This is a genomic window from Pseudomonas sp. B21-023, assembly GCF_024749165.1.
GTDB lineage: Bacteria > Pseudomonadota > Gammaproteobacteria > Pseudomonadales > Pseudomonadaceae > Aquipseudomonas.
On the sequence record NZ_CP087190.1, the window covers coordinates 1,464,972 to 1,489,199 of the forward strand.

29 protein-coding genes and 1 riboswitch are annotated in these 24,228 nt (G+C 65.8%); of the genes, 23 read left to right on the forward strand and 6 right to left on the reverse strand.

Going from position 1 to position 24,228, the window contains the following annotated elements; translation table 11 throughout:
- Positions 1-16 precede the first annotated feature (16 nt).
- On the forward strand, positions 17-850 hold the full coding sequence (mazG, locus tag LOY42_RS06645) for a nucleoside triphosphate pyrophosphohydrolase (RefSeq protein WP_023630168.1): 834 nt from the start codon (positions 17-19) through the stop codon (positions 848-850).
- Between the two features lie 26 nt (positions 851-876).
- Positions 877-1,416, forward strand: a complete 540-nt coding sequence (locus LOY42_RS06650; RefSeq protein ID WP_110701163.1) for a DUF2058 domain-containing protein — start codon at positions 877-879, stop codon at positions 1,414-1,416.
- Positions 1,417-1,462: 46 nt separating this feature from the next.
- Here the strand turns inward: LOY42_RS06650 and LOY42_RS06655 are convergent, their stop codons facing one another.
- The 4 genes from LOY42_RS06655 to purM all read right to left on the reverse strand — a co-directional run bounded on the left by LOY42_RS06655 (position 1,463) and on the right by purM (position 4,329).
- On the reverse strand, positions 1,463-1,645 hold the full coding sequence (locus LOY42_RS06655; protein ID WP_258600076.1) for a hypothetical protein: 183 nt from the start codon (positions 1,643-1,645) through the stop codon (positions 1,463-1,465).
- A gap of 253 nt (positions 1,646-1,898) precedes the next feature.
- Positions 1,899-2,609 carry a DUF3108 domain-containing protein gene (locus tag LOY42_RS06660; RefSeq protein ID WP_023630171.1) on the reverse strand — a complete coding sequence of 237 codons (711 nt, stop codon included), beginning with the start codon at positions 2,607-2,609 and terminating at the stop codon, positions 1,899-1,901.
- 8 nt (positions 2,610-2,617) lie between these two features.
- Positions 2,618-3,271: a phosphoribosylglycinamide formyltransferase gene (purN, locus tag LOY42_RS06665; protein WP_139673556.1), complete on the reverse strand. Its 654-nt coding sequence runs from the start codon at positions 3,269-3,271 to the stop codon at positions 2,618-2,620.
- The gene (gene purM / locus LOY42_RS06670) at positions 3,271-4,329 is read right to left on the reverse strand and encodes a phosphoribosylformylglycinamidine cyclo-ligase (protein ID WP_038706623.1); all 1,059 of its coding nucleotides are present in this window, start codon (positions 4,327-4,329) and stop codon (positions 3,271-3,273) included. The genes purN and purM overlap by 1 nt, the downstream gene beginning before the upstream one ends.
- Before the next feature lie 342 nt (positions 4,330-4,671).
- Here purM and LOY42_RS06675 point away from each other — a divergent pair, with 342 nt between their 5' ends.
- The 5 genes from LOY42_RS06675 to LOY42_RS06695 all read left to right on the forward strand — a co-directional run bounded on the left by LOY42_RS06675 (position 4,672) and on the right by LOY42_RS06695 (position 9,167).
- Positions 4,672-5,727, forward strand: coding sequence for a DUF2066 domain-containing protein (locus tag LOY42_RS06675; protein WP_110701159.1), 1,056 nt, complete (start codon positions 4,672-4,674; stop codon positions 5,725-5,727).
- A gap of 12 nt (positions 5,728-5,739) precedes the next feature.
- Positions 5,740-6,813: an AI-2E family transporter gene (locus LOY42_RS06680; protein WP_102683627.1), complete on the forward strand. Its 1,074-nt coding sequence runs from the start codon at positions 5,740-5,742 to the stop codon at positions 6,811-6,813.
- 208 nt (positions 6,814-7,021) lie between these two features.
- Positions 7,022-7,726, forward strand: a complete 705-nt coding sequence (gene hda, locus LOY42_RS06685) for a DnaA regulatory inactivator Hda (protein WP_031314897.1) — start codon at positions 7,022-7,024, stop codon at positions 7,724-7,726.
- Between the two features lie 125 nt (positions 7,727-7,851).
- Positions 7,852-8,487, forward strand: coding sequence for a C40 family peptidase (locus LOY42_RS06690; protein ID WP_139673549.1), 636 nt, complete (start codon positions 7,852-7,854; stop codon positions 8,485-8,487).
- A gap of 146 nt (positions 8,488-8,633) precedes the next feature.
- The gene (locus LOY42_RS06695; protein WP_102683628.1) at positions 8,634-9,167 is read left to right on the forward strand and encodes a C40 family peptidase; all 534 of its coding nucleotides are present in this window, start codon (positions 8,634-8,636) and stop codon (positions 9,165-9,167) included.
- Between the two features lie 152 nt (positions 9,168-9,319).
- On the opposite strand, the gene LOY42_RS06700 is transcribed toward LOY42_RS06695, so the two are convergent.
- The gene (locus tag LOY42_RS06700) at positions 9,320-9,898 is read right to left on the reverse strand and encodes a hypothetical protein (RefSeq protein WP_139673546.1); all 579 of its coding nucleotides are present in this window, start codon (positions 9,896-9,898) and stop codon (positions 9,320-9,322) included.
- Between the two features lie 149 nt (positions 9,899-10,047).
- A riboswitch (cobalamin riboswitch) is annotated at positions 10,048-10,266 on the forward strand.
- A 111-nt stretch (positions 10,267-10,377) separates the two neighbouring features.
- On the opposite strand from LOY42_RS06700, the gene cobO reads away from it, so the two are divergent.
- The 15 genes from cobO (at position 10,378) to LOY42_RS06775 (ending at position 22,858) form a co-directional block, all read left to right on the forward strand.
- Positions 10,378-10,989, forward strand: coding sequence for a cob(I)yrinic acid a,c-diamide adenosyltransferase (gene cobO / locus LOY42_RS06705; RefSeq protein ID WP_046854540.1), 612 nt, complete (start codon positions 10,378-10,380; stop codon positions 10,987-10,989).
- Entirely contained in the window at positions 10,986-12,281 is a 1,296-nt protein-coding gene (locus tag LOY42_RS06710; protein WP_102683631.1) for a cobyrinate a,c-diamide synthase, read from the forward strand. The genes cobO and LOY42_RS06710 overlap by 4 nt, the downstream gene beginning before the upstream one ends.
- A complete protein-coding gene (gene bluB, locus LOY42_RS06715) occupies positions 12,278-12,928 on the forward strand; it encodes a 5,6-dimethylbenzimidazole synthase (protein WP_258600083.1) in 651 nt (216 codons plus the stop codon). The genes LOY42_RS06710 and bluB overlap by 4 nt, the downstream gene beginning before the upstream one ends.
- Positions 12,925-13,833 (forward strand): adenosylcobinamide-phosphate synthase CbiB, encoded by a 909-nt coding sequence (gene cbiB / locus LOY42_RS06720; protein ID WP_102683633.1) that lies wholly within the window; start codon positions 12,925-12,927, stop codon positions 13,831-13,833. Before bluB ends, cbiB begins: the two co-directional genes overlap by 4 nt.
- Entirely contained in the window at positions 13,826-14,818 is a 993-nt protein-coding gene (cobD, locus tag LOY42_RS06725) for a threonine-phosphate decarboxylase CobD (RefSeq protein WP_258600085.1), read from the forward strand. The genes cbiB and cobD overlap by 8 nt, the downstream gene beginning before the upstream one ends.
- Positions 14,815-16,269: a cobyric acid synthase gene (locus LOY42_RS06730; RefSeq protein WP_258600086.1), complete on the forward strand. Its 1,455-nt coding sequence runs from the start codon at positions 14,815-14,817 to the stop codon at positions 16,267-16,269. Before cobD ends, LOY42_RS06730 begins: the two co-directional genes overlap by 4 nt.
- A gap of 1 nt (position 16,270) precedes the next feature.
- Positions 16,271-16,792 (forward strand): bifunctional adenosylcobinamide kinase/adenosylcobinamide-phosphate guanylyltransferase, encoded by a 522-nt coding sequence (gene cobU, locus LOY42_RS06735; RefSeq protein ID WP_198754002.1) that lies wholly within the window; start codon positions 16,271-16,273, stop codon positions 16,790-16,792.
- The gene (gene cobT / locus LOY42_RS06740) at positions 16,789-17,844 is read left to right on the forward strand and encodes a nicotinate-nucleotide--dimethylbenzimidazole phosphoribosyltransferase (protein WP_258600087.1); all 1,056 of its coding nucleotides are present in this window, start codon (positions 16,789-16,791) and stop codon (positions 17,842-17,844) included. Before cobU ends, cobT begins: the two co-directional genes overlap by 4 nt.
- On the forward strand, positions 17,841-18,410 hold the full coding sequence (cobC, locus tag LOY42_RS06745) for an alpha-ribazole phosphatase family protein (protein WP_258600088.1): 570 nt from the start codon (positions 17,841-17,843) through the stop codon (positions 18,408-18,410). The genes cobT and cobC overlap by 4 nt, the downstream gene beginning before the upstream one ends.
- 1 nt (position 18,411) lies before the next feature.
- The gene (locus LOY42_RS06750) at positions 18,412-19,143 is read left to right on the forward strand and encodes an adenosylcobinamide-GDP ribazoletransferase (RefSeq protein WP_258600089.1); all 732 of its coding nucleotides are present in this window, start codon (positions 18,412-18,414) and stop codon (positions 19,141-19,143) included.
- Positions 19,144-19,236: 93 nt separating this feature from the next.
- On the forward strand, positions 19,237-20,427 hold the full coding sequence (locus LOY42_RS06755; protein WP_198754006.1) for a cellulase family glycosylhydrolase: 1,191 nt from the start codon (positions 19,237-19,239) through the stop codon (positions 20,425-20,427).
- 42 nt (positions 20,428-20,469) lie between these two features.
- Positions 20,470-20,874, forward strand: a complete 405-nt coding sequence (locus tag LOY42_RS06760; protein ID WP_102683641.1) for a MarR family winged helix-turn-helix transcriptional regulator — start codon at positions 20,470-20,472, stop codon at positions 20,872-20,874.
- Between the two features lie 64 nt (positions 20,875-20,938).
- A complete protein-coding gene (locus LOY42_RS06765; RefSeq protein WP_139673526.1) occupies positions 20,939-22,141 on the forward strand; it encodes an MFS transporter in 1,203 nt (400 codons plus the stop codon).
- A complete protein-coding gene (locus LOY42_RS06770) occupies positions 22,138-22,260 on the forward strand; it encodes a hypothetical protein (RefSeq protein WP_256659337.1) in 123 nt (40 codons plus the stop codon). Before LOY42_RS06765 ends, LOY42_RS06770 begins: the two co-directional genes overlap by 4 nt.
- A gap of 46 nt (positions 22,261-22,306) precedes the next feature.
- Positions 22,307-22,858 carry a glutathione peroxidase gene (locus LOY42_RS06775; RefSeq protein WP_023632422.1) on the forward strand — a complete coding sequence of 184 codons (552 nt, stop codon included), beginning with the start codon at positions 22,307-22,309 and terminating at the stop codon, positions 22,856-22,858.
- A 38-nt stretch (positions 22,859-22,896) separates the two neighbouring features.
- Here the strand turns inward: LOY42_RS06775 and LOY42_RS06780 are convergent, their stop codons facing one another.
- A complete protein-coding gene (locus LOY42_RS06780; protein ID WP_023632423.1) occupies positions 22,897-23,157 on the reverse strand; it encodes a DUF2798 domain-containing protein in 261 nt (86 codons plus the stop codon).
- A 116-nt stretch (positions 23,158-23,273) separates the two neighbouring features.
- On the opposite strand from LOY42_RS06780, the gene LOY42_RS06785 reads away from it, so the two are divergent.
- Positions 23,274-24,203 carry a LysR family transcriptional regulator gene (locus LOY42_RS06785; RefSeq protein ID WP_258600090.1) on the forward strand — a complete coding sequence of 310 codons (930 nt, stop codon included), beginning with the start codon at positions 23,274-23,276 and terminating at the stop codon, positions 24,201-24,203.
- Positions 24,204-24,228: the final 25 nt, after the last annotated feature.

Genomic DNA, 24,228 nt, shown 5'->3' on the forward strand with positions numbered 1-24,228 from the left:
TGAGGAAAAGATATTCATGACCTACACCCTCGACGACCTGCTGCACCTGATGGCCCGCCTGCGCGACCCGCAATACGGTTGCCCCTGGGACCTCAAGCAGGACTACGCCAGCATCGTCCCGCACACGATCGAAGAGGCCTATGAAGTGGCCGACACCATCGAGCGCGGCGACTTCGAGCACCTGCAGGGCGAGCTGGGCGACCTGCTGTTCCAGGTGGTCTACTACAGCCAGCTGGCACGGGAAGAAGGGCGTTTCGAGTTCGACGGCGTGGTCGATGCGATCACCCGCAAGCTGATCCGCCGCCACCCCCATGTATTCCCCACCGGCGAGCTCTATGCGCCGCTGGACACCCCCATGCTGGACGAGGCCCAGGTCAAGTCGCGCTGGGAAGAGATCAAGGCCGAGGAGCGCGCCGAGAAGAGCGAGCCTGAACAGCTCTCGCTGCTCGACGATGTGCCGGCGGCCTTGCCTGCGCTGTCACGGGCGGCCAAGCTGCAGAAGCGCGCCGCCACGGTCGGCTTCGACTGGCCGGACGCGCTGCCGGTGCTGGACAAGGTGCGCGAGGAGCTCGACGAAGTGCTGCAGGCCATGGCCGATGGCGACAGCGATGCGCTTGAAGATGAGCTGGGCGACCTGCTGTTCGCCACCGTCAACCTGGCCCGCCATCTGCGCCACGACCCGGAAAACGCCTTGCGCCGCGCCAATCGCAAATTCGAGCGGCGCTTCCGATTCATCGAACAGGCATTGCGCGAGCAGGGCCTGAACATCCAAGATCGTACCCTCGACGAGCTGGACGCCCTGTGGGGCGAGGCCAAGCGTCAGGAAAAGAACCTGCCCAGCTGCGGCTGAGCTGATGCATAAGTGAGTGAACTTCCATGAGCCTTTCCCTTCGCGACCAATTGCTCAAAGCCGGTCTGGTCAACCAGAAACAGGTTTCTCAGACCAACAAGGCCGAGAAAAAACAGAAACGCCTGGAGCACAAGGGCCAGGCCGAGGTGGACGACAGCCAGCAGCGCCTGGCCAAGGAAGCCCTGGCCGAGAAAGCCCGAAAAGACCAGGAGCTGAACCGCCAGGTCCAGGAAAAAGCCGAGCAGAAGGCCCGTGCCGCGCAGATCAAGCAATTGATCGAGGCGACCCGCCTGCCCAAGCTGAATACCGAGGACTACTACAACTTCGTCGATGACAAGAAGGTCAAGCGCATCGCCGTCAACGCGCTGATGCGCAGCAAACTGAGCAACGGCGCACTGGCCGTCGTCGCCCATGGCGGTGGCTACGAAGTGATTCCACGCGAGGCGGCGGTGAAGATCCAGGAGCGCGACCCCAATCGCATCCTGCTGCTCAACACCCATGTCGAGGAGGCGGACGAGGACGACCCGTACGCAGCCTACAAGATCCCTGACGATCTGATGTGGTAAGCATGAAAAACCCCGCCTAGGCGGGGTTTTTCGTTTGAAGGGGGTGTTATTGCGACGGTCGCTGGTTCTCTAGGTATTCCAGCTCCATGCGGTACTGCTGGGCTTGCTGCTCATCATGGAACATACCGACCAGTTGGCCCTGTTGATGCACATCCCAGATCCGCACACCAGCGGCCAGGCCTTCGTGGGACATTTTCGATTCGTCGCGTTCGGTTACTTGGACTGTCATCGTTAAACTCCACTGCTTCAGTTGGCTGCGACAGCGTGTCGCACACCCTCTTTATAGAGTTTGTTAGCAGGCTAAGTAAATAAAACAGCGATGAAACAAGTTTCATGAATGGGCCAATCGCGGGGCAAGCCCGCTCCCACGAATCGAGCACAAATACGTGGGAGCGGGCTTGCCCCGCGATTGGGCGATACAGGCACTCACCAAAAAAGAAGCCCCGCACAAGGCGGGGCTTCGGGTATTGCAGGCAGCGCTATCAGTTGCCTTTGACCGCCTTGCCGTCCACCGTGCCATCCTGCAGCACGATCACGTATTCCTTGCCATCGGTCTCGACCTGGCGCAGTTGCACCAGCAGGTAGTCCCAGTCCTTGGCGAACCACAGCTCGGTGATGCGCTTGCTCTGGCTAGGGTCGCGCACGCGCTCGACCTTGACCGCGTCGACCTGGCCAGTCTTGGTGGCCACTTTCTCGGTGCCCAGCACGCGGAAGTCGTAGGTGTCGATCTCATCACCGTCGACCACCTGGTAGGTCATGCTCTTCTTGCCGGCGGCCACGTCATGCTGCAGTGCCAGTTGATAGGACGACTTGTCCAGCACGCCACGGTTGAGCGGCAGGCTGATCGCGTCGCCACGGTCGCTGCCAGTCACCTTCTTGCCGGTCCAGTCGAAGGTGAGGTCGACTTTCTTCGCCTTGCCCAGGCCGCCGCGTTCGAAGTGGTACTTCTGCGGCAGCAAGGTGTCGTTGTCGAGCTTGAGGGTGCTTTGCTCGGTCAGGCTGGCGATCATCATGGAGGCCTTGAAATTAAGGTCCCAAGTACCGTTGGCGTTCTTCACCAGGCTGCGCTCGGCAGTGCCGCTCATGGGCAGCTGCTTCCAGTCAGCCGTATAGCTGGCTGCGAAAGGCTTCAGATCAGCTGCCTGGAGGGGCAGGGCGAGCACGGCGAGAGCCAAGAGCAGGGCGCGACGCATAAATTCTCCTAGGATCGAATCAAGTGACCGCTGGCCGCCAGCGGCTGGCCATCCAGTAATGCACCGTGCTCGCCCAGACGCAAGCGTCCTTCGGCGAACCAGCGCACCGCCAGCGGGTAGATCTGGTGTTCCTGCAGGTGCACGCGCTGGGCAAGCGTCTGCGCGCTGTCATCCGCTGCCACAGGCACCACAGCCTGTACGACCAGAGGCCCGCCATCGAGTTCCTCGGTGACGAAGTGCACGCTGCAGCCGTGCTCCGCATCACCGGCTTCCAGGGCGCGCTGGTGAGTGTGCAAGCCTTTGTACTTGGGCAACAGTGACGGATGTATGTTGAGCAGCCGGCCTTGATAGTGGCGCACGAAGCCGCCACTCAAGATGCGCATGAAGCCAGCCAGCACCACAAGGTCAGGCGCGAAGCCGTCGATCAGCGCCATCAGCGCCGCATCGAAGGCTTCGCGGCCGTCGAAGCCCTGGTGCTCCAGCAGCGCGGTGTCGATGCCGGCTGCCTTGGCGCGTTCCAGGCCGTAGGCATCGGCACGGTTGGAAATCACCGCGCGGATGCGTACTGGGCCGTTGCTGGCGCTGTTGCTGTCGATCAGCGCTTGCAGGTTGCTGCCGGAGCCCGACAGCAGTACCACGACGTTGCAGGTCTTGCCCGGCATCAGTGTGCCTTGAGGTTCTTGAGCTCGACCTGGGCGGCGCCTTCGGCGGCCTCGGCGATCTGGCCGATGACCCACGGCTGCTCGCCGGCGGCGCGCAGCACGTTCAGGGCGTTGTCGACCTGGTCCTGGGCGACGCAGATGACCATGCCCACGCCGCAGTTCAGCACGCGGTGCATTTCATGTTCGTCGACGTTGCCTTTTTCCTGCAGGAAGTCGAACACCACCGGGCGCTGCCAGCTGGCCACGTCGACCACGGCCTGGGCGCCTTTTGGCAGCACGCGCGGGATGTTGTCCAGCAGGCCGCCGCCGGTGATGTGAGCCATGGCCTTGACCGCGCCGGTCTGTTTGATCAGCTGCAGCAGGGGCTTGACGTAGATGCGGGTCGGCGCCATCAGCAGGTCGGCCAGCGGCTTGCCGTCGAGCTGGGTGTTGTCGATGTCGGTGCCGGACACTTCGAGGATCTTGCGGATCAGCGAGTAGCCGTTGGAGTGCGGGCCGGAGGACGGCAGGGCGATCAGGGCGTCACCGGTGACCACTTTCGAGCCGTCGATGATCTCGGCCTTTTCCACCACGCCGACGCAGAAACCGGCCAGGTCGTAGTCTTCACCTTCGTACATGCCTGGCATCTCGGCGGTTTCACCACCGACCAGCGAGCAGCCGGCCAGTTCGCAACCGGCGCCGATGCCGGTGACCACGGTGGCGGCCACGTCGACGTTGAGCTTGCCGGTGGCGTAGTAGTCGAGGAAGAACAGCGGCTCGGCGCCGCACACCACCAGGTCGTTGACGCACATGGCGACCAGGTCCTGGCCGATGCTGTCGTGCTTGTTCAGGTTCAGCGCCAGGCGCAGCTTGGTGCCGACGCCGTCGGTGCCGGAGACCAGCACCGGCTGCTTGTAGCCGGCCGGGATCTCGCAGAGGGCGCCGAAGCCGCCCAGGCCACCCATGACTTCAGGGCGTGCGGTGCGCTTGGCGACGCCCTTGATGCGTTCGACCAGTGCTTCGCCGGCGTCGATGTCTACACCGGCGTCTTTGTAGCTCAGGGAGGGTTGCTTGCTCATTGATCCAGGCCTTTAGGAGGGAGGGATTCAGAAAAACGACCGGGACGGCCAAGGCCACTTTCAGAAACGGTGGCTGCCTGTACGTCACTGGTCTGCGAAGGCGCGCGATTTTATCAGGGTTGCCCCAAGGCGGCCATCCTCAGGCCGACGGGCAGGCGGGAAATCTGGGCAAAAAACGCTGTTTCACCCTGTGCGACTGGTTGCCGCGTCGGCGCCTGTATAAGGTATAGGCATGGCGACGTGCGCAAAGGCGCGGCACGGCGGAGCATTTTCCGGCGTGGCGCGGTCTCAGCCCACAGGCAAGGGCGCGTCGCCCCAAGGTCATCTGGACAGGAATCCTCAATGCGTCTTCTCAATTTCCTTGCTGGCGCCTGCCTCGCTGTGGCCGGCACCCTCGCGCAGGCCGAAACCGTCTCGGGCCTGTATCAGGTTCGCGAGCCCGTCGAAGGGCAGGGCAGCGAGGCCCGCGCCCAGGCGACCGGCAAGGCGCTCGATACCCTGGTGCTGCGCCTGACCGGCGACCCCAAGGCCGCGCAGAATCCGGCGCTGGCCGCGCTGCGCAAGGACCCGCAACAGATCATCAACCAGGTCGGCACCGAGGCAGGCCCACCGGAGTCGGTGCTGGTCGAGTTCGACCCCGGCAGCACCGAGCGCGCCCTGCGCCAGGCCGGGCTGGCATTGTGGGGCAGCAACCGACCGTCGGTCCTGGGCTGGTGGCTGAACGACAGTGTCGAGGGCAGCAGCTTGGTCGGCGATGGCCAGGGCGCCGCCGAGCCATTGCGTCGGGCAGCCCAGCATCGCGGCCTGCCCCTGCGCCTGCCATTGGCCGATCTGCAGGAGCAACTGGTGGCCAATGCCAAGCTGCTCGAGGGTAACGACCCCGCGCCCCTGCGCGAGGCGTCCGAGCGCTATGGCGCCGATGCCTTGCTGGCGGTGCACGCCCATGAGGCCGACGGCAAGTGGCAGGGCAAGTGGCAGTTGTGGCTGGGCGACCAGCGTGAACAGGGCAATGCCGAGGGCAGCGATCAGGCGGCCCTGGCCGATGCGGTGCTGCTGGCGGTGAGCAACCGCCTGGCGCCGCGTTATGTCACGCGGCCAGGCGCCAGCAGCGACCTGCAGGTACAGGTGCAGGGGATGAACCTGCAGCGGTACGCCGAACTGAGCCGGGTACTGGAGCCTTATGGCGCCCGCTTGCAGATGGCAGAAGGCGGCACCTTGACCTACCGGGTCAGCGGCAATCGCGAGCAATTGCGCGCCCAGCTGGGCCTGGCCAAGCTGCAGGAGCTGCCTGCCGAACCTGCAGCCGCCACGCCTGCGCCGAGCGCGCAGGGCGATACCGGCACAACACCGCCCACCACTGCCGCAACGCCGTTCGACGGCCTGCGCTTTCGCTGGTAAGGAGTGGCGCGAATGACTGACATGCGTCGTTGGGTCTGGGTGGGCGCGGCCTTGGTGATCGCCGTGCTGCTGTACTTCCTGCACAACATCCTCTCACCGTTCCTGGTGGGCATCCTGCTGGCCTACCTCGCCGACCCGCTGGTCGATCGCCTGGAGCGGCTCGGGCTGTCGCGCACTTGGGGCGTGGTGGTGGTGTTCAGCCTGTTCACCCTGATCTTCCTGGCCTTGTTGCTGGTGCTGGTGCCGATGCTGGCCAAGCAGTTGCTGCGCCTGTACGAGCTGGCGCCGCAGATGCTCGACTGGCTGCAGCACGTGGCGCTGCCGTGGGTGCAGAGCCGCCTGGGCTTGGCCGACGGCTTCTGGAAGTTCGACAAGATCAAGGCCGCGATCGGCGAGCACATGGGCCAGACCACCGACATCGTCGGCGTGCTGCTGTCCCAGGCCACCGCCTCGAGCCTGGCGCTGATCGGCTGGCTGGCCAACCTGGTGCTGATCCCGGTGGTGGGCTTCTACCTGCTGCGTGACTGGGACCTGATGATGGCCAAGCTGCGCAGCCTGCTGCCGCGCCAGCGCGAGCCGCAGGTGGTGGGGCTGGCCGGCGAGTGCCACGAGGTGCTGGGGGCGTTCGTGCGCGGGCAACTGCTGGTGATGCTGGCGTTGGGCGTCATCTATTCCTCGGGGCTGATGCTGGTGGGCCTGGAGCTGGGCCTGCTGATCGGCATGCTGGCGGGGCTGGCGGCGATCGTGCCATACATGGGCTTCATCATCGGCATCGGCGCGGCGCTGGTCGCCGGGTTGTTCCAGTTCGGCGGCGACCTCTATCCCATGCTCGGTATCGTCGCGGTGTTCATGGTCGGGCAGGCGCTGGAGGGCATGGTGCTGACGCCGCTGCTGGTGGGCGACCGCATCGGCCTGCATCCGGTGGCGGTGATCTTCGCGATCCTGGCTGGCGGCGAGTTGTTCGGCTTTACCGGGGTGCTGCTGGCGCTGCCGGTGGCGGCGGTGATCATGGTGTTGCTGCGCCATGTCCATGACCTGTACAAGGAATCGGACATGTACGCCGGGGAAGTAGACCCGGATCTGTGAGCGATCGCGGGGCAAGCCCGCTCCCATGCCCGGAGTCTTGAGCACCCGGCGGGGGGCGGGCTTGCCCCGCGATGTGCTTACATTAAACGCAACTGCTTGATTTTACTTGTGCTATTCCCCTGCCGGATTGTGCCGTCCGCGTTGCGGGTATAGACTTTGCACACTGTTCATCAAAGGCCCCCTGTGGTCCCCGCGACCGCCCGCGAGCATGAAACCGATCCAGTTGCCCTTGGGTGTGCGTCTGCGCGACGACGCCACCTTCATCAACTACTACCCCGGCGCCAATGCCGCGGCACTGGGCTATGTCGAGCGGCTCTGCGAAGCCGACGCCGGCTGGACCGAAAGCCTCATCTACCTGTGGGGCAAGCAGGGCGTGGGCCGTACCCATCTGTTGCAGGCCGCCACCCACCGTTTCCAGCAACTGGGCGAGCCCGCCGTGTACCTGCCCCTGGCGCAATTGCTCGAGCGTGGCGTCGAACTGCTCGACCATCTCGAGCAATACGAGCTGGTATGCATCGATGACCTGCACGTGATCGCGGGCAAGGCCGACTGGGAAGAGGCCATGTTCCACCTGTTCAACCGCTTGCGCGACAGTGGCCGGCGCCTGCTGCTGGCAGCCTCCAGCTCGCCGCGGGAGCTGCCAATCAAGCTGGCCGACCTCAAGTCGCGGCTGACCCTGGCGCTGATCTTCCAGATGCGCGGGATGTCCGACGAGGACAAGCTGCGCGCCCTGCAACTGCGCGCTTCGCGCCGCGGCCTGCACCTGACCGACGAAGTCGGCCACTTCATCCTCACCCGTGGCACGCGCAGCATGAGCGCGCTGTTCGACCTGCTCGAACGTCTCGACCAGGCTTCCTTGCAGGCCCAGCGCAAGCTGACCATTCCCTTCCTCAAGGAAACCCTCGGCTGGTAGCGCTGAAAACACGGTGCCAGAGCGTCGAATCGGAAAAGTCACATGTTTTTCGATAAAATTTGCAAATGGGTCCGATAGAAGGCATAGTTTCCCCCTTCTAAAGGACTACAGACACGGTCGTGCCCATGCTGAAGCGCTTCGCACCCCTCGTGCCACTTGCACTTGTCACCCTTCTTTACGGCTGTGCCTCCACCGGCCCGGTCGCGCCTTCGCAGGATCAACGCATGGCCAACGAGCAATCGGTCAAGGCCAAGGCTTCCGCTTCTTCCGTATTCACCGAGGAAGAGCTGGCCAGCGAAGATGACCTCGAGGCATTTTCCAGCAACAGCAAGCCGTACCAGTTGCCCGTGCTGGCCGACAGTATTCTCGAACGCGGCATGGCGCTGATCGGTACCCGCTACCGCTTCGGTGGCACCTCCGAGAAGTCCGGCTTCGACTGCAGCGGTTTCATCGGCTACCTGTTCCGCGAAGAGGCCGGCATGAACCTGCCGCGTTCGACCCGCGAGATGATCAACGTCGACGCGCCGAAAGTTGCGCGCAACAAGCTCAAGCCCGGCGACCTGCTGTTCTTCAGCACCAACGGTCGTGGTCGCGTCAGCCACGCCGGCATCTACCTGGGTGACAACCAGTTCATCCATTCCAGCAGCCGCCGCAGCGGTGGCGTGCGCATCGACAGCCTCGGCGATCGCTACTGGAGCAAGACCTTCATCGAGGCCAAACGCGCGCTCGCCATGGCGCCGACCACGATCTCGCGCAATTGAATTGATATCAAAATGCTGTACCCTGCCACGGCGGCGTAGCTGAAAAGCTCGCCGCCGTGCGCATTTACAGAAAGCGTCTAATCTAATTTCTCAACTCTTTTTACCTTCGGCCATGGCCGGGGGCTTCCCGACAGGACGTTTACATCATGGCGATGTTGGCGCGCTTCGCATTCTTCTCCCTCGTGGCCCTGCTCGCGGCCTGCTCCAGCCGTGCACCCGCTCCGGCACCGATGGCCAAGGCCCCAATGGTGTTCAACCCATCGCCCTCGTCGCCCGCGGCGGACGATGTGCTGTTCCGCGCCATCGGCCTGGTGGGCACGCCCTATCGCTGGGGTGGCAATACCCCGGACTCGGGCTTTGATTGCAGCGGCCTGATTGGCTACGTGTACCGTGACGCCGCCGGCATCAGCCTGCCGCGCACCACCCGCGACATGATCGTCATGCGTGCGCCGAACGTGGACCTCGATGCGCTGCAGTCCGGCGACCTGGTGTTCTTCGCCACCAGTGGCGGCTCGCAGGTCAGCCATGCCGGGATCTATGTGGGTGAGGGGCGCTTCGTGCATGCACCGTCCACCGGTGGCACCGTGCGCCTCGACTACTTGTCGAACAGCTACTGGGCCAAGGCCTACCTCCAGGCCAAGCGAGTACTGCCGCCGGGGCATCTGGCGCAAAATCCCTGACGCCATGGTCGCCGCCGGGCCAGGCTAGACCTATCTAACGCCCGCTTTTTGCGGTGCCGATGACCTCGTCCGATTCCAATGATCCAGGAATCGGTTGCTGGTTGGTGATGTGCTGGTCAATTCGGATATGGCTTCGAGGACTGAAGCGCGCCTCAGGCCTGCTTGAGCAGCAAGGCCACCCCCGGAAAGTACTGCCCCAGCTCGTTGTGCAGCTTGCGATAGGCATAAGGAAAGTACCAGGCGATTGCACAGGCGGTGTGTTTCTGCAGGTCATCGACCAGGTCTTGCAGCTCCTCGGGGCTGGCGTGCTGGCCGGCCTTCCACGGGGTGACGAACAACGCCCCGGCCTTGAGCTGGCTGGCATAGGCGATCGCCTTGGCCTGGATGGCGCTTTCCTGCAGCGCCGGCGCCAGGTCGAGGCGGGCGAGGCGCGGCCAGCGCTGGCTGCAGTGCAAGTGGATCGATTCCTCGGCGCTGCTGATGGCCAGGTCGCCACGGGCTTCGCGTTCGCCTTCGTCGCGCTGTTTCTTGCTCGTGTACTGCTGCAGCGCCACCAGCTCGGCCTGCCAGGCCGCAGCCGCGAGCAGCCCGGCATTGGCGGCTGCACCGTGCCAGTAAGGGGCTTCGTTGTCGCCCTGGAACTGGTTGAAGCGGTCGATGCAGTCGACCCAGCGTTCCAGGGCCGGGCGCAGGAATTCCAGGCGCGGGTTATTGATGATCAGGCCTTGCATGCTGCGCTCCTTGTATTTGTGATCGAGGTCAGTCGAAATGGTGGCTATGTGATATCACTGCTTTGAGTGTGGCACAAGCTGGCGAATCGGCCATTGATCCAGGCCGGATCGGTCCTCGTTCGATTGACGCTCCCGGTGCAACCCTCTAACCTTCGCGGCGTGTTTCAGGTGCCCGGCGAACCGAGGTTCGGCAGGGTGAAACTGGGAAGCCGGTGGGCGCCAGCAGGCGCGAATCCGGCGCTGCCCCCGCAACGGTAGGTGAGTCGAAGACGGCGCATGGCCACTGGGTACAGGTATCCGGGAAGGCGCGTCGTCCGGGCATGGCCCGCTCACGAGCCCGGAGACCGGCCTGTCACTGCCAACGGCATCACGGAGGGTGATGTGCGGTGCGATGTGGCCTGGGGCCACGGCCCCTGCGCGTTCTCCGTCTGCCCGCCTTTTCCCTGTCGCCAACCGGCGACAGCCTGCGGAGACCCCTGATGAGCGAATCCACCGAACGCGACGAACGTCACCTGGCGCGCATGCTGCGCAAGAAGGCGATCATCGACGAGCGCATCGCCAATTCCCCCAACGAATGCGGCCTGCTGCTGGTACTGACCGGCAATGGCAAGGGCAAGAGCAGCTCGGCTTTCGGCATGCTCGCCCGGGCCCTGGGCCATGGCATGCAGTGCGGCGTGGTGCAGTTCATCAAGGGCCGCAACAGCACCGGTGAAGAGCTGTTCTTCCGCCGCTTCCCCGAGCAGGTGCGCTATCACGTGATGGGCGAGGGCTTCACCTGGGAGACCCAGGACCGCCAGCGCGACATCGCCGCTGCCGAAGCGGCCTGGGCGGTATCGCGCCAGTTGCTGCAGGATCCGTCGATCCAGTTCGTGGTGCTCGATGAGCTGAACATCGCCCTCAAGCATGGCTACCTCGACCTCGACCAGGTGCTATCGGACATCCAGGCCCGCCCACCGATGCAGCATGTGATCGTCACCGGCCGTGCGGCCAAGCCCGAAATGATCGAACTGGCCGACACCGTCACCGAGATGGGCATGCTCAAGCACGCCTTCCAGGCCGGTATCCGCGCACAGAAGGGCGTCGAGCTGTGAGTGACTCACGCCAATGCCCCGCCGTGCTGATCGCTGCCCCGGCCTCGGGCCAGGGCAAGACCACGGTGACCGCCGCTCTGGCCCGCCTGCACCGCAACCTCGGGCGCAAGGTGCGGGTGTTCAAGTGTGGGCCTGACTTTCTCGACCCGATGATCCTCGAGCGCGCCAGCGGTGCGCCGGTCTACCAGCTGGACTTGTGGATGATCGGTGCCGAGGAGAGTCGTCGCCTGCTGTGGGAAGCGGCGGGCGAGGCCGACCTGATCCTGATCGAAGGCGTGATGGGGCTGTTCGACGGCACGCCGTCGAGCGCCGACCTGGCCCGCCATTTCGGCGTGCCGGTGCTGGCGGTGATCGATGGCACGGCCATGGCCCAGACCTTCGGCGCCCTGGCACTGGGCCTGGCGCGCTACCAGCCCGACCTGCCGTTCGCCGGAGTGCTGGCCAACCGGGTTGGCAGCCTGCGCCATGCGCAGTTGCTCGAAGGCAGTCTCACCGAAGGCCTGCGCTGGTACGGCGGGTTGTCCCGCGAGCGTGGCATCGAGCTGCCCAGCCGCCACCTGGGCCTGGTCCAGGCCAGTGAACTCAACGACCTGGACGCGCGCCTGGATGCCGCCGCCGAAGCGCTCGGTGCCAGCTGCGATGCCGCATTGCCGCCACCGGTCGGTTTTGCCCGGCCTGAGCCGCTGGGCGTAACCACGCCGCTTGCCGGGGTGCGCATCGGGGTGGCCCACGACGAAGCCTTCGCCTTCACCTATGGCGCTAACCTGGACCTGCTGCGCAGCCTCGGCGCGCAGCTCGAATTCTTCTCGCCGTTGCATGATCGGGAGTTGCCTGATGTAGACAGCCTGTACCTGCCAGGCGGCTACCCGGAGTTGCACCATCAGGCCCTGGCCGCCAACGCTCCCATGCTGGGGGCGATCCGTGGCCACCACGCCGAGGGCAAGCCGCTGCTGGCCGAATGTGGCGGCATGCTCTACCTGCTCGACGCACTGACCGATGTGGCCGGTGTGCGTGCATCGCTGGCAGGCCTGCTGCCGGGCGAGGCAACCATGCAGAAGCGCCTGGCGGCCCTGGCCCTGCAGGCCGTCGAGTTGCCCGAAGGCACCCTGCGCGGCCACACCTATCACCATTCGCTGACCAGCACCGAGCTGGAACCGATTGCCCGTGGCCTGAGCCCCAATGGCGGACGCGGCAACGAGGCGGTCTACCGCCTTGGGCGGCTGACCGCTTCCTACGTACACTTCTATTTTCCGTCCAACCCCGACGCGGCGGCGGCGCTGTTGCGACCATGAGCGAACACGCGTACAGCGCCGTTGAGCGCGCGGCGATCTACCGGGCCATCGGCGAGCGCCGCGACATGCGCCATTTTGCCGGCGGCGAGGTGGCGCCCGAGTTGCTGGGGCGTCTGCTGGCCGCCGCTCACCAGGCCCCCAGCGTGGGCCTGATGCAGCCCTGGCGCTTCATTCGTATCAGCCAGCGTGATTTGCGCGAACGTATCCAGGCTTTGGTGGAGGAGGAGCGGGTGCGCACCGCCGAAGCCCTGGGCGAACGCTCCGATGAGTTCATGAAGCTCAAGGTCGATGGCATCAACGACTGCGCCGAGGTGCTGGTGGCTGCGCTGATGGACAAGCGCGAGGCGCATGTTTTCGGCCGCCGCACCCTGCCGGAGATGGACCTGGCTTCGCTGGCCTGCGCCATCCAGAACCTGTGGCTGGCGGCGCGGGCCGAAGGGCTCGGCATGGGCTGGGTGTCGTTGTTCGAGCCGCAGGCCCTGGCCGATCTGCTGGGCATGCCCGCAGGCGCCAAGCCCGTGGCGGTGCTGTGCCTGGGGCCGGTGACCGAATTCTATCCGGCGCCGATGCTGGTGCTGGAAGACTGGGCCGAGCAACGGCCGTTGAGTGACATGCTGTACGAGAACCAATGGGGGGAATGCCCATGAGCGTGGCCTTGCTGACCGTGGCCGGCGTGGCCCTGGATGCACTGCTGGGCGAACCGCGGCGGCGCCATCCCTTGGTCGGTTTCGGCAACCTTGCCGCGCGCCTTGAGCAGCGCTTCAACGCCGGTGGCCGGGGCTGGCGCAGCCACGGTGTCACGGCCTGGTTCCTGGCGGTGGTGCCGCTGACCTTGCTGGCGCTGATCCTTTCCTGGCTGCCCGCTATCGGCTGGCTGGTGGACGTGCTGGCGCTGTACTGCGCCCTGGGCCTGCGCAGCCTCGGCGAGCATGTGCTGCCGGTGGCCCAGGCACTGCGTCAGGGCGACCTGGAGGAGGCGCGGCGGCGCGTCGGTTACCTGGTCAGTCGCGAGACCCGCGAACTGGACGAACCTGCCGTGGCCCGGGCGGCTACCGAGTCGGTGCTGGAGAACGGCAGCGATGCGGTATTCGCCGCGCTGTTCTGGTTCGTCGTGGCCGGGGCGCCTGGGGTGGTGCTGTATCGCCTGAGCAATACCCTGGATGCCATGTGGGGCTATCGCAACGACCGTTTCGAGCGCTTCGGCTGGTGCGCGGCGCGCATCGACGATGGGCTGAATTATATTCCCGCCAGGCTGGTGGCGCTGACCTATGCGCTGCTGGGCAAGACTCGGTTGGCCCTGGCCTGCTGGCGCAAGCAGGCGCCGCTGTGGGACAGCCCCAACGCCGGCCCGGTGATGGCGGCGGGGGCCGGAGCCCTGGGGGTGGAGCTGGGTGGCCCGGCGGTGTATCACGGCGAGCTGCACGAACGCCCGCGCCTGGGCGAGGGGCCGATGGCCGACGCCGACGCCATCGAGCGTGGCTGGAGCCTGGTGCAGCGCGGCGTGTGGCTGTGGGTGCTATTGATCTGCGTGGGAGCCTACCTGAATGCTTGAGCACGGTGGCCGCCTGCTACGGGCGGTGAAACAGTATGCGATCCCTCGGCAACAGTGGCTCGACCTGTCCAGTGGTATCGCCCCCTGGCCTTACCCGATACCGCCGATTCCCATGGACGCCTGGGCTCGACTGCCCGAGACCGAGGACGGCCTGGAAGCGGCGGCGCGGCGTTACTATGGCGCGCAGCCGCTGCTGGCGGTAGCTGGCTCCCAGGCGGCGATCCAGGCCTTGCCGTACCTGCGCCCGACCGGTCGGGTCGGGGTGCTGACGCCATGCTATGCCGAACATCCGCATGCCTGGGAGCGGGCGGGGCATGCGCTGGTCGAACTGGATGAGGCCCAGGTCGAGGACGCACTCGACAGCCTGGATGTCCTGGTACTGGTCAACCCCAACAACCCCACCGGTCGCCGTGTGCCCCGCGAACGCCTGCTGGCCTGGCATGCGCGTCTGGCTGCGCGGGGTGGCTGGTTGTTGGTGGACGAAGCCTTCATGGACAACACGCCCGCACACAGTGTGGTCGATCAGGCCGGACAACCCGGGCTGATCGTGCTGCGCTCGTTCGGCAAGTTCTTCGGCTTGGCCGGCGTGCGGCTGGGCTTCGTCGTCGCCGAGGCGGATGTGTTGCGGCAACTGGCCGAGGCGCTCGGGCCCTGGACCGTCAGTGGCCCGACCCGCGTACTGGGGCAGGCGTGCTTCGCCGACGAGGCGACGCACCTGGCGCAGATTGCCCGGTGCGCCCTGGCCAGCCAGCGCCTGGCCAGGTTGCTCGAAGGCGCAGGCTTGCCACCCAGCGGCGGTTGCGACCTGTTCCAGTACGTGCGTGACGAACGCGCCACGCACCTGCACGACTACCTCGCCCGCCGGGGCATCCTGGTGCGGCTGTTCGAGCGACCGTGCGCGCTGCGCTTCGGCCTGCCCGCCACGGCGGCTGACGAACAACGCCTGGCCCAGGCCCTGGCGGACTACCACAAGGAATCGGCATGACCACCCTCATGGTGCAAGGCACCACCTCCGATGCCGGCAAGAGCACGCTGGTCACCGCCCTGTGCCGCTGGCTGCTGCGCCAGGGCATCGCCGTGGTGCCGTTCAAGCCACAGAACATGGCGCTCAACAGCGCCGTGACCGCCGACGGCGGCGAGATCGGTCGCGCCCAGGCGGTGCAGGCCCAGGCCTGCCGGCTGGCGCCGCACACCGACATGAACCCGGTGCTGCTCAAGCCCAACAGCGACACCGGCGCCCAGGTGATCGTCCATGGCCGGGCGGTGACCAGCATGAACGCCGTGGCCTATCACGACTACAAGACCATCGCCATGCAGGCGGTGTTGGCCTCCCACGAGCGCCTGAGCGAAGCCTATCCGGTGGTGATGGTCGAAGGTGCTGGTTCCCCGGCGGAGATCAACCTGCGGGCCGGCGATATCGCCAACATGGGCTTCGCCGAGGCGGTCGACTGCCCGGTGATCCTGGTGGCCGATATCAACCGGGGCGGCGTGTTCGCCCACCTGGTCGGCACCCTGGAGTTGCTGTCGGCGAGCGAGCAGGCGCGGGTCAAGGGCTTCGTCATCAACCGTTTCCGTGGTGACATCGCCTTGTTGCAACCTGGCCTGGACTGGCTGGAGCAGCGCACCGGCAAGCCGGTGCTGGGCGTGCTGCCCTACGTCACCGACCTGCACCTGGAGGCCGAGGATGGTATCGATACGCGCCAGGGCGAAAAGGGTGAGCGCCTGCTGAAGGTGATCGTCCCGGTGTTGCCGCGCATCAGCAACCACACCGACTTCGACCCGCTGCGCCTGCACCCTCAGGTGGATCTGCAGTTCATCGGCCCGGGCCAGCCGATTCCGCCTGCCGACCTGATCATCCTGCCCGGCTCCAAGAGCGTACGCGGCGACCTGGCGCAATTGCGCGAGCGCGGCTGGGACACGGCCATCGCTCGGCACCTGCGTTATGGCGGTAAGCTCATCGGCATCTGCGGTGGCCTGCAGATGCTCGGCGAGCAGGTGCATGATCCCCTGGGTCTTGAGGGGCCGGCCGGCTCCAGTGATGGCCTGGGCCTGCTGGCGTACAGCACCGTGCTGGAATCCGAGAAGCAGTTGCGTAATGTGGCGGGCACGCTCGATCTCGAGCAGGCCCCGGTGGCGGGGTATGAGATCCATGCCGGCGTCACCAGCGGGTTGGCGCTGGAGCGCCCCGCAGTGCAACTGGCCGATGGCCGTGCCGATGGCGCCATCAGCGCCGACGGGCAGATCCTCGCCACCTACCTGCATGGCCTGTTCGAGGGTAGCCAGTCGTGCGCCGCGCTGCTGCGCTGGGCCGGGCTGGCCGATGCGCAGACCATCGACTACGAGGCCCTGCGCGAGCGCGATATCGAGCGCCTGGCCGATCTGGTCGAGCAGCACCTGGACACCGCGCGTCTGCGCGAACTGTGTGGAGTCACCTGAAATGCACAGCCTGATCCTCGGCGGCGCCCGTTCGGGCAAGAGCCGCCTGGCCGAGCAACTGGCCGAAGCCAGCGGCCTGCCGGTGACCTATATCGCCACCAGCCAGCCGCTGGACGGCGAGATGAATGAACGCGTGCGCTTGCACCGCGAACGGCGTCCGTCCCATTGGGGGCTGGTGGAGGAGCCCGTGGCGCTGGCCGCCGTGCTGCACGCCGAAGCCGCCCAAGGGCGCTGCCTGCTGGTGGACTGCCTGACGCTGTGGCTGACCAACCTGCTGATGCTCGAAGATGATCAGCGCCTGGCGCAGGAGCGCGACGCGCTGCTCGCCAGCCTGGCGCAACTGCCGGGTACGATCATCCTGGTCAGCAACGAAACCGGCCTGGGCGTGGTGCCCATGGGCGAACTGACCCGCCGTTATGTCGACCTGGCAGGCACGTTGCACCAGGCCGTGGCCGAACGCTGCCAGCGCGTGGTGCTGACTGTCGCCGGCCTTCCTCTCATGCTCAAAGGACCAGCCTTATGACCCCGATGTGGTGGCGTGACGCCTGCCAACCCCTCGACAGCGCCGCCATGGACCAGGCCCGCGCCCGTCAGCAACAGCTGACCAAGCCGGCCGGCTCCCTCGGCCAGCTCGAAGGCCTGGCGGTACGCCTGGCCGGCCTGCAAGGGCGCGAGCGTCCCAGCCTGGAGCGGGTCGCCATCACGATCTTCGCCGGCGACCATGGCGTGGTGGAGGAGGGCATCTCCGCCTATCCGCAGGCGGTGACCGGGCAAATGCTGCGCAACTTCGTCGGCGGTGGCGCGGCGATCAGCGTACTGGCGCGCGAGCTGGACGCCGAGCTGCAGGTGGTCGACCTCGGCACTATCGACGCGGACCTGCACCTGCCAGGCGTGCACCACCTGCGCCTGGGCGCCGGTACCGCCAACTTCGCCCGCCAGCCGGCGATGACCGACGCGCAGCTGGCGGAGGCGTTGCAGGCCGGCCGCGACAGTGCCTTGCGCGCGCTCGACAACGGCGCCCAGCTGTTCATCGGCGGTGAAATGGGCATTGGCAACACCACTGCCGCGGCCGCCCTGGCCAGTACCTTGCTGGGCTGCCCGGCGCGTGAGCTGAGCGGCCCGGGCACCGGCCTGGACAGCGCCGGCGTGCGCCACAAGGCCGAGGTGATCGAGCGCGCCCTGGTGCTGCACGGCCTGCGTGCTGACCAACCGCTGCGGGCATTGGCCTGTGTCGGCGGCTTTGAAATCGCCGCGCTGGCAGGTGCCTACATGGCTTGCGCCCAGCATGGCGTGGCGGTGCTGGTCGACGGCTTCATCTGCAGTGTCGCCGCCTTGGTGGCGGTGCGCCTCAACCCGCAATGCCGCCCGTGGCTGCTGTTTGCCCACCAGGGCGCCGAGCCAGGCCACAAGGCCCTGCTGGCTGCGCTGGAGGCCGAGCCGCTGCTGGCCCTGGGCCTGCGCCTGGGCGAGGGCAGCGGCGCGGCGCTGGCGGTGCCGCTGATTCGCCTGGCTTGCGCCCTGCATGGGCAGATGGCGACCTTTGCCGAGGCCGCGGTGGCGGATCGCCCGGTATGATTCTCGAGCTGCTGCGTCATGGCGAGACCGAGCTCGGCGGCGGCCTGCGCGGCAGCCTCGACGATGCCCTGACCGAAAGTGGTTGGGCACAGATGCGTCATGCTGTCGCCGATGCCGGCCCCTGGGACGTGCTGGTCAGCTCACCGTTGCAGCGTTGCGCGTCGTTTGCCGAAGAGCTGGGGGCACGGGTCAACTTGCCGGTGCAGCGTGAGACCGGTGTGCGTGAGCTGCATTTCGGCGGCTGGGAAGGGCAGAGCGCCGCCCAGATCATGCAGGCCGATGCTGATGCCCTGGGGCTGTTCTGGAGTGATCCGTATGCGTTCACTCCGCCTGCGGGCGAGCCGGTGCTGGCCTTTGCCGAACGGGTGCTGGCTGCGGTCGAGCGGCTGCATCGCGAGCATGCCGGCAAACGGGTGTTGGTGGTGACCCATGGCGGGGTGATGCGCTTGCTACTGGCGCGTGCGCGCGGGCTGCCGCGCGAGCAACTGTTGCAGGTCGAGGTCGGACATGGCGCGCTGGTGCGCCTGGCCGTGGCTGAGGACGGCCAGTTGCACGAGGTGCGCTGAGATGCTGCCGTTCTGGATTGCCCTGCAGTTTCTCAGCAGCCTGCCGGTGCGCCTGCCGGGCATGCCGGCGCCACAGGAAATGGGGCGTTCGCTGCTGTTCTATCCCGTGGTGGGGCTGCTGTTCGGTGTGCTGCTGTGGCTGGCCAGCCATCTGCTGCATGGCGTGGCGGCCCCTCTGCACGCGGCCTTGCTGCTGGCGTTGTGGGTGTTGCTCAGTGGCGCGCTGCACCTGGACGGCCTGGCCGACAGCGCCGATGCCTGGCTGGGTGGGTTCGGCGACCGCGAGCGCACCTTGCAGATCATGAAGGACCCGCGCAGCGGGCCGATCGCCGTGGTCACCCTGGTACTGGTGTTGTTGCTCAAGTTCTGTGCCCTGTGGGTACTGGTCGAGCGGGGGGGTGGTGGCCTGCTGGTGCTGGCGCCGGTGGTGGGGCGTGCGGCGCTGCTGGGTTTGTTCCTCGGTACGCCCTATGTGCGCCCCGGTGGGCTCGGGTCGGCACTGGCCGAGCATCTGCCGCGGCGCGGCGCCGCGTGGGTGTTGCTGGGCAGCGCGGCACTCTGCGTCACCTTGGGCGGCTGGCCGGTGCTATGGGTGTTGCTGCTGACGGCAGTGGCGTTCGCCTGGTTGCGACGGGTGATGTGCAAGCGCCTGGGAGGGACCACCGGGGATACCGCCGGGGCACTGCTCGAGTTGCTGGAACTGGTGGTGGTGCTTGGCCTGGCGTTGCAGTAGGTCGCGTCTGAAAAATCCTGCGGGGAAAACGGAAAACCATACCAAGCACTTGTTCTATCCTCGTTCGCTCGCCAACCACCAGGAATGCCTCGCATGCACCACTGGATCCTCGCCGGCCTGCTTGTGCTTGCCGGCATGCCCGCCAACGCCGCCGACCTGATCGACTTCTGGGATACACCTCGTCATGGCGGCAACAGCTTCAATCGCCTGCCCCCGGACCAGGCCTACTTCGATGCCTTGAAAAGCTACGGTGCCAGCTGGGTACGCCTGTCGTACGACAAATGGCAGCCGGCCAAGCGCGATTTCCTGTTGGGCAATGCCGACGATTACCAAGGCTTGGCTGCCTGCGATCTGCGGCAGCTGGTCGAAGTGCTAGATCGCGCCCACGCCGCTGGGCTCAAGGTGGTCATTACGCCACTGTCGCTGCCTGGCATGCGCTGGGCGCAGAACAACCAGGGCCGTTTCGACGACCGGCTGTGGCACGACAAGCGTTTCTGGACCCAGTCCGCGCGTTTCTGGCGTGATGTTGCCCTGGCGCTCAAGGATCACCCGGCCATCGCCGCCTACAACCTTGTCAACGAGCCTGCGCCTGAGAAACAGGGTGACCTGGCCGAGCATGCCGATCTTGCCCGGATGAAGCAGTGGTACGCCCGCGAGCAGGGCGGGCCGCGTGACCTGCCTGCGCTCTATCGGCAACTGTTGGCGGCGATCCGCGAGGTCGACGGCAAGACGCCGGTGATGGTCGATGCCGGCTGGTACGCTGCTGCCGACGCCTTCGGCTACTGGCCCGCGGCGCTGGAGGGCGAGCGCGTGCTGTACAGCGTGCATATGTACGAGCCCTATGCCGCCACCAGTGCGCCGAACCTGGCGCGGCGCGAGCCATACGCCTACCCGGGGCCGGTACCGTTCGCCGGGAAGACGCAGCAGTGGGCCGCCGGGCAAGTCGCGCGCTACCTGCAACAACCGGTCGATTGGGCCGATGCCATCAAGCTGCCGCGTTCGCGCCTGGTGGTTGGCGAGTTCGGTTGCATGCGCCGCCTGCCCGGTTGTCGGCAGTACCTGGAGGACGTCCTCACGGTGCTTGACCGCCAGCAGTTGCATTGGGCGTTCTATAGCTTTCGCGAAGACAGCTGGGACGGCATGGACTACGAACTTGGTTCGGCCAAGGTGCCGTGGCGGTACTGGCAGGCGATCGACACGGGAGCGCCTGATCCACTGGTGCGCAAGGCCGCGGCGGAGTTCGAGCCGATCCGTCGGCGGCTGCAGCCCGGAATCACCCCTTGAAATGTCTTGCAACGTCGTTGATGCGGGTATATACACGTATCCATGCTGACCAGTGAATGCATCTGTACCCATCTACGTCGTGCCGCCCGTGGGGTGAGCCGGCATTACGACGAGGCCCTTGTCGGCTTCGGCATCAATGTCGCCCAGTTTTCCCTGCTGCGTCATGTCCAGCGCCTCGACCGCCCCAGTATCACCTGCCTGGCCGAGGCCATGGGCCTGGAGCGCAGCACCTTGGGTCGCAACCTCAAGGTGCTCGAGGCCGAGGGCTTGGTGCGGCTGGCCGACGGAGAAGACCAGCGCAACCGTGTGGTGCTGTTGAGTGAGGCGGGCAGGGCATGCCTGGATGCCGCCTACCCGGCCTGGCAGCAGGCCCAGGCGCAACTGGTGAAGCGGCTGGGTGAGGGGCAGCGCGACGAGTTGGTGCGCTTGCTGGAGCAACTCGCCTGATACACGACGATTAAAAGCGGGTATATACCCGCATAAACCTTGCGATGGGCTGGAGACAACGACAATGACTTCCCTTTGGCGGAGCAGCGGTTGGGTACTTCTGGGGGCGGCGCTGATTCTCGCGCTGTCGCTGGGGGTGCGGCATGGTTTCGGCCTGTTCCTGGCGCCGATGAGCGCCGATTTCGGCTGGGGCCGCGAGGTATTTGCCTTCGCCATTGCCCTGCAGAACCTGATCTGGGGCCTGGCCCAGCCGTTCACGGGTGCCCTGGCCGACCGCCTGGGCGCGGCCAAGGTGGTGGTCATCGGCGGCATTCTCTACGCAGTCGGGCTGGCGATGATGGCCTTTGCCGATTCGGCCTGGTCGCTGTCGCTCAGTGCCGGCCTGCTGATCGGCATCGGCCTGTCCGGTACTTCGTTCTCGGTGATCCTCGGCGTGGTCGGTCGCGCCGTGCCGGCGGAGAAGCGCAGCATGGCCATGGGCATCGCCAGCGCCGCCGGCTCTTTCGGTCAGTTCGCCATGCTTCCCGGCACCCTGGGCCTGATCCAGTGGCTGGGCTGGTCGACAGCCTTGCTGGTGCTGGGCCTGCTGGTGGCCTTGATCGTGCCATTCGTGGGCATGCTGCGCGACCGCCCGCTGCCCAGCCATGGCGCCGAGCAGACCCTCGGCCAGGCATTGCGTGAAGCGTGCGCGCATTCCGGTTTCTGGTTGCTGGCGCTGGGCTTCTTCGTCTGTGGTTTCCAGGTGGTGTTCATCGGCGTGCACCTGCCGGCCTACCTGGTCGACCAGCACCTGCCGGCGACTACCGGCACCACCGTGCTGGCGCTGGTAGGCCTGTTCAACATCGTCGGCACCTACACCGCGGGCTGGTTGGGTGGGCGCATGTCCAAGCCGCGCCTGCTGACCGGCCTGTACCTGCTGCGCGCCGTGGTCATCGTGCTCTTCCTCTGGGCGCCGGTGACCCAGTACAGCGCCTACCTGTTCGGCATCGCCATGGGCCTGCTGTGGCTGTCCACGGTACCGCTGACCAATGGCACCGTGGCCACGCTGTTCGGCGTGCGCAACCTGTCGATGCTCGGCGGCATCGTGTTCCTGTTCCACCAGCTGGGTGCGTTCCTTGGCGGCTGGTTGGGCGGCGTGGTGTATGACCAGACCGGCAGCTATGACCTGGTGTGGCAGATCTCGATCCTGCTCAGCCTGCTGGCCGCGGCGCTCAACTGGCCGGTGCGCGAACGCCCGGTCGCCCGCTTGCAGGCCCAGGCGGCATGAACCGCCTGCTCGGCCGCGGCCTGCTGCTGGTTGTCGCAGTGCTGGTATTGGCGCTGGTGTGGTGGGGCTGGCACAAGGGTGGCCTGGCACTGATGCAGTTGGGCATGAGCCTGTGTTAAGCGCTACCCTGCACAGTCAAGGAATCATGTGCAGGAGACCGATATCATGCATGCCCGCTGGCTGACCCTACCCCTGCTGGCCCTGGCCGCCGCCACTTCGAGCTGGGCGGCGGACTGCCCGGCGCTGCTCCAGGGCAGCCTGCCCGAGCTGCGCGGCAAGGAGCAGATCGACCTGTGCCAGCGCTTCGCCGGCAAGCCGCTGGTGGTGATCAACACCGCCAGCTATTGCGGCTTCGCCCCGCAGTTTGAAGGCCTGGAGGCGACCTACAAGGATTACCGCGAGCAGGGCCTGGAAATGCTCGGCGTGCCGTCCAACGACTTCAAGCAGGAAGACGCCGACAGCGAGAAGACCGCCAAGGTCTGCTATGCCAACTACGGCGTGACCTTCACCATGACCAAGACCCAGGCTGTTCGTGGCAAGGATGCTATCCCGATGTTTGTCGAACTGGCCCGGCAGAGCAGTGCGCCGAAGTGGAACTTCTACAAGTATGTGGTGGATCGCAAGGGCAAGGTGATCGGTAACTTCTCCAGTCTGACCAAGCCGGATGATCCGGCGTTCAGAGCGGCGATCGACAAGGCGATTGCTTCGCAGCCTTGAAGGCGCTCAGGAATAGGCGCGGGGTGTCTGGCCTAGCGTTATTCAGGGTGTACAGTCAGTGACACCAGCCGGAGGACTATTGGCCGAACCATCAGCACACAGAAAAACGCCACTGGCATCGCCAGTTGGTAAGCCTTCAGCACATTGTGCAAGTAATCGACATCAATCCCGCCGTTGGCTGCGGTAATCACAAAGCACATCAGCAGTGCCATGATGGCCGACATGTAAAAAGCAAAAACATAGGGCGTTGTGCCTCGGTGCAGCTTGCGTCGGCGGCGCGGGGTAGCGAGTTCAGTCATGGTACTTCCTGAATGATGGGGTGGAGGCGCAGGTTAGCAACGGCTGTGCGAGGTGCTGTAGACGTTGATCGGTAAGTTTTTTATAAAGAGAAACTTACGAATCAGCCAGGCATCTCATGGACCTACTCAATGCCATCCGCAGCTTCATCAAGGTCGTCGAGGCTGGCAGCATCGCCGGTGGAGCCCGCAGCCTGGGACTTACTCCAGCGGCCGTGAGCCAGAACCTGGCGCGGCTCGAGACACACCTGCAGGTACGGCTGTTGACCCGTACTACCCGCAACATGGCCCTGACACCGCCTGGCAGCCTGTACTACGAGCGTGTGCGGCATATCGAGCGCGACCTTGCCCAGGCCGAGCAGGCGGTTGCCACGCCGGATAGCGAGCCCCAGGGGCGATTGTGCATCGCCTCGACCTCAGCCTTCGGCCGGCATGTGCTGGCGCCGTTGATCCCGGCATTCAGCGCCCGCTACCCGCTGCTTTCGATAGAGTTGGTGATGGCTGATCGCAAGGTCAATCACGCCCTCGAAGATGTGGATGTCAGCCTGCGCATCACCCTGCAGTTGGAAGACCACCTGCTGGCCCGGCATATCGCCCGTATTCCATTTGTCTGCTGCGCGTCACCTGGCTACCTGGCCAGCGCTGGTCGGCCCGCCACGCCGGAAAGCTTGCAAGACCACAGTTGCCTGGTGTTTCGCTACCCGGTGGACGGGCGTTTGCTGCCCTGGGGCTTCATGCGCGATGGGCTGCGTTTCGAAGCCCGGTTCGGCAGGGTGTTGATCAGTGACGACATCGATGCGCTGACCCAGATGGCCCTGAATGACGGCGGTATTACCCGCCTGGCGGAATTCGTTGTGCGCCCGCACCTGGATGCCGGCCGGCTGGTGCCGTTGTTCGAAAACAGTGGTGGCGGCCACGCCTACGCCCGAACCGAACCGATGGATGTCTACTTGTGCCTGGCTGATCGCTTTGCGTTGACGACCAAGGTGCGTGTGTTCATGGAATACCTGCAACAGTGCCTGGGCGAGCAATGGCCCGTGCAGGCATGAAAAAACCGCCACGAGGGCGGTTATT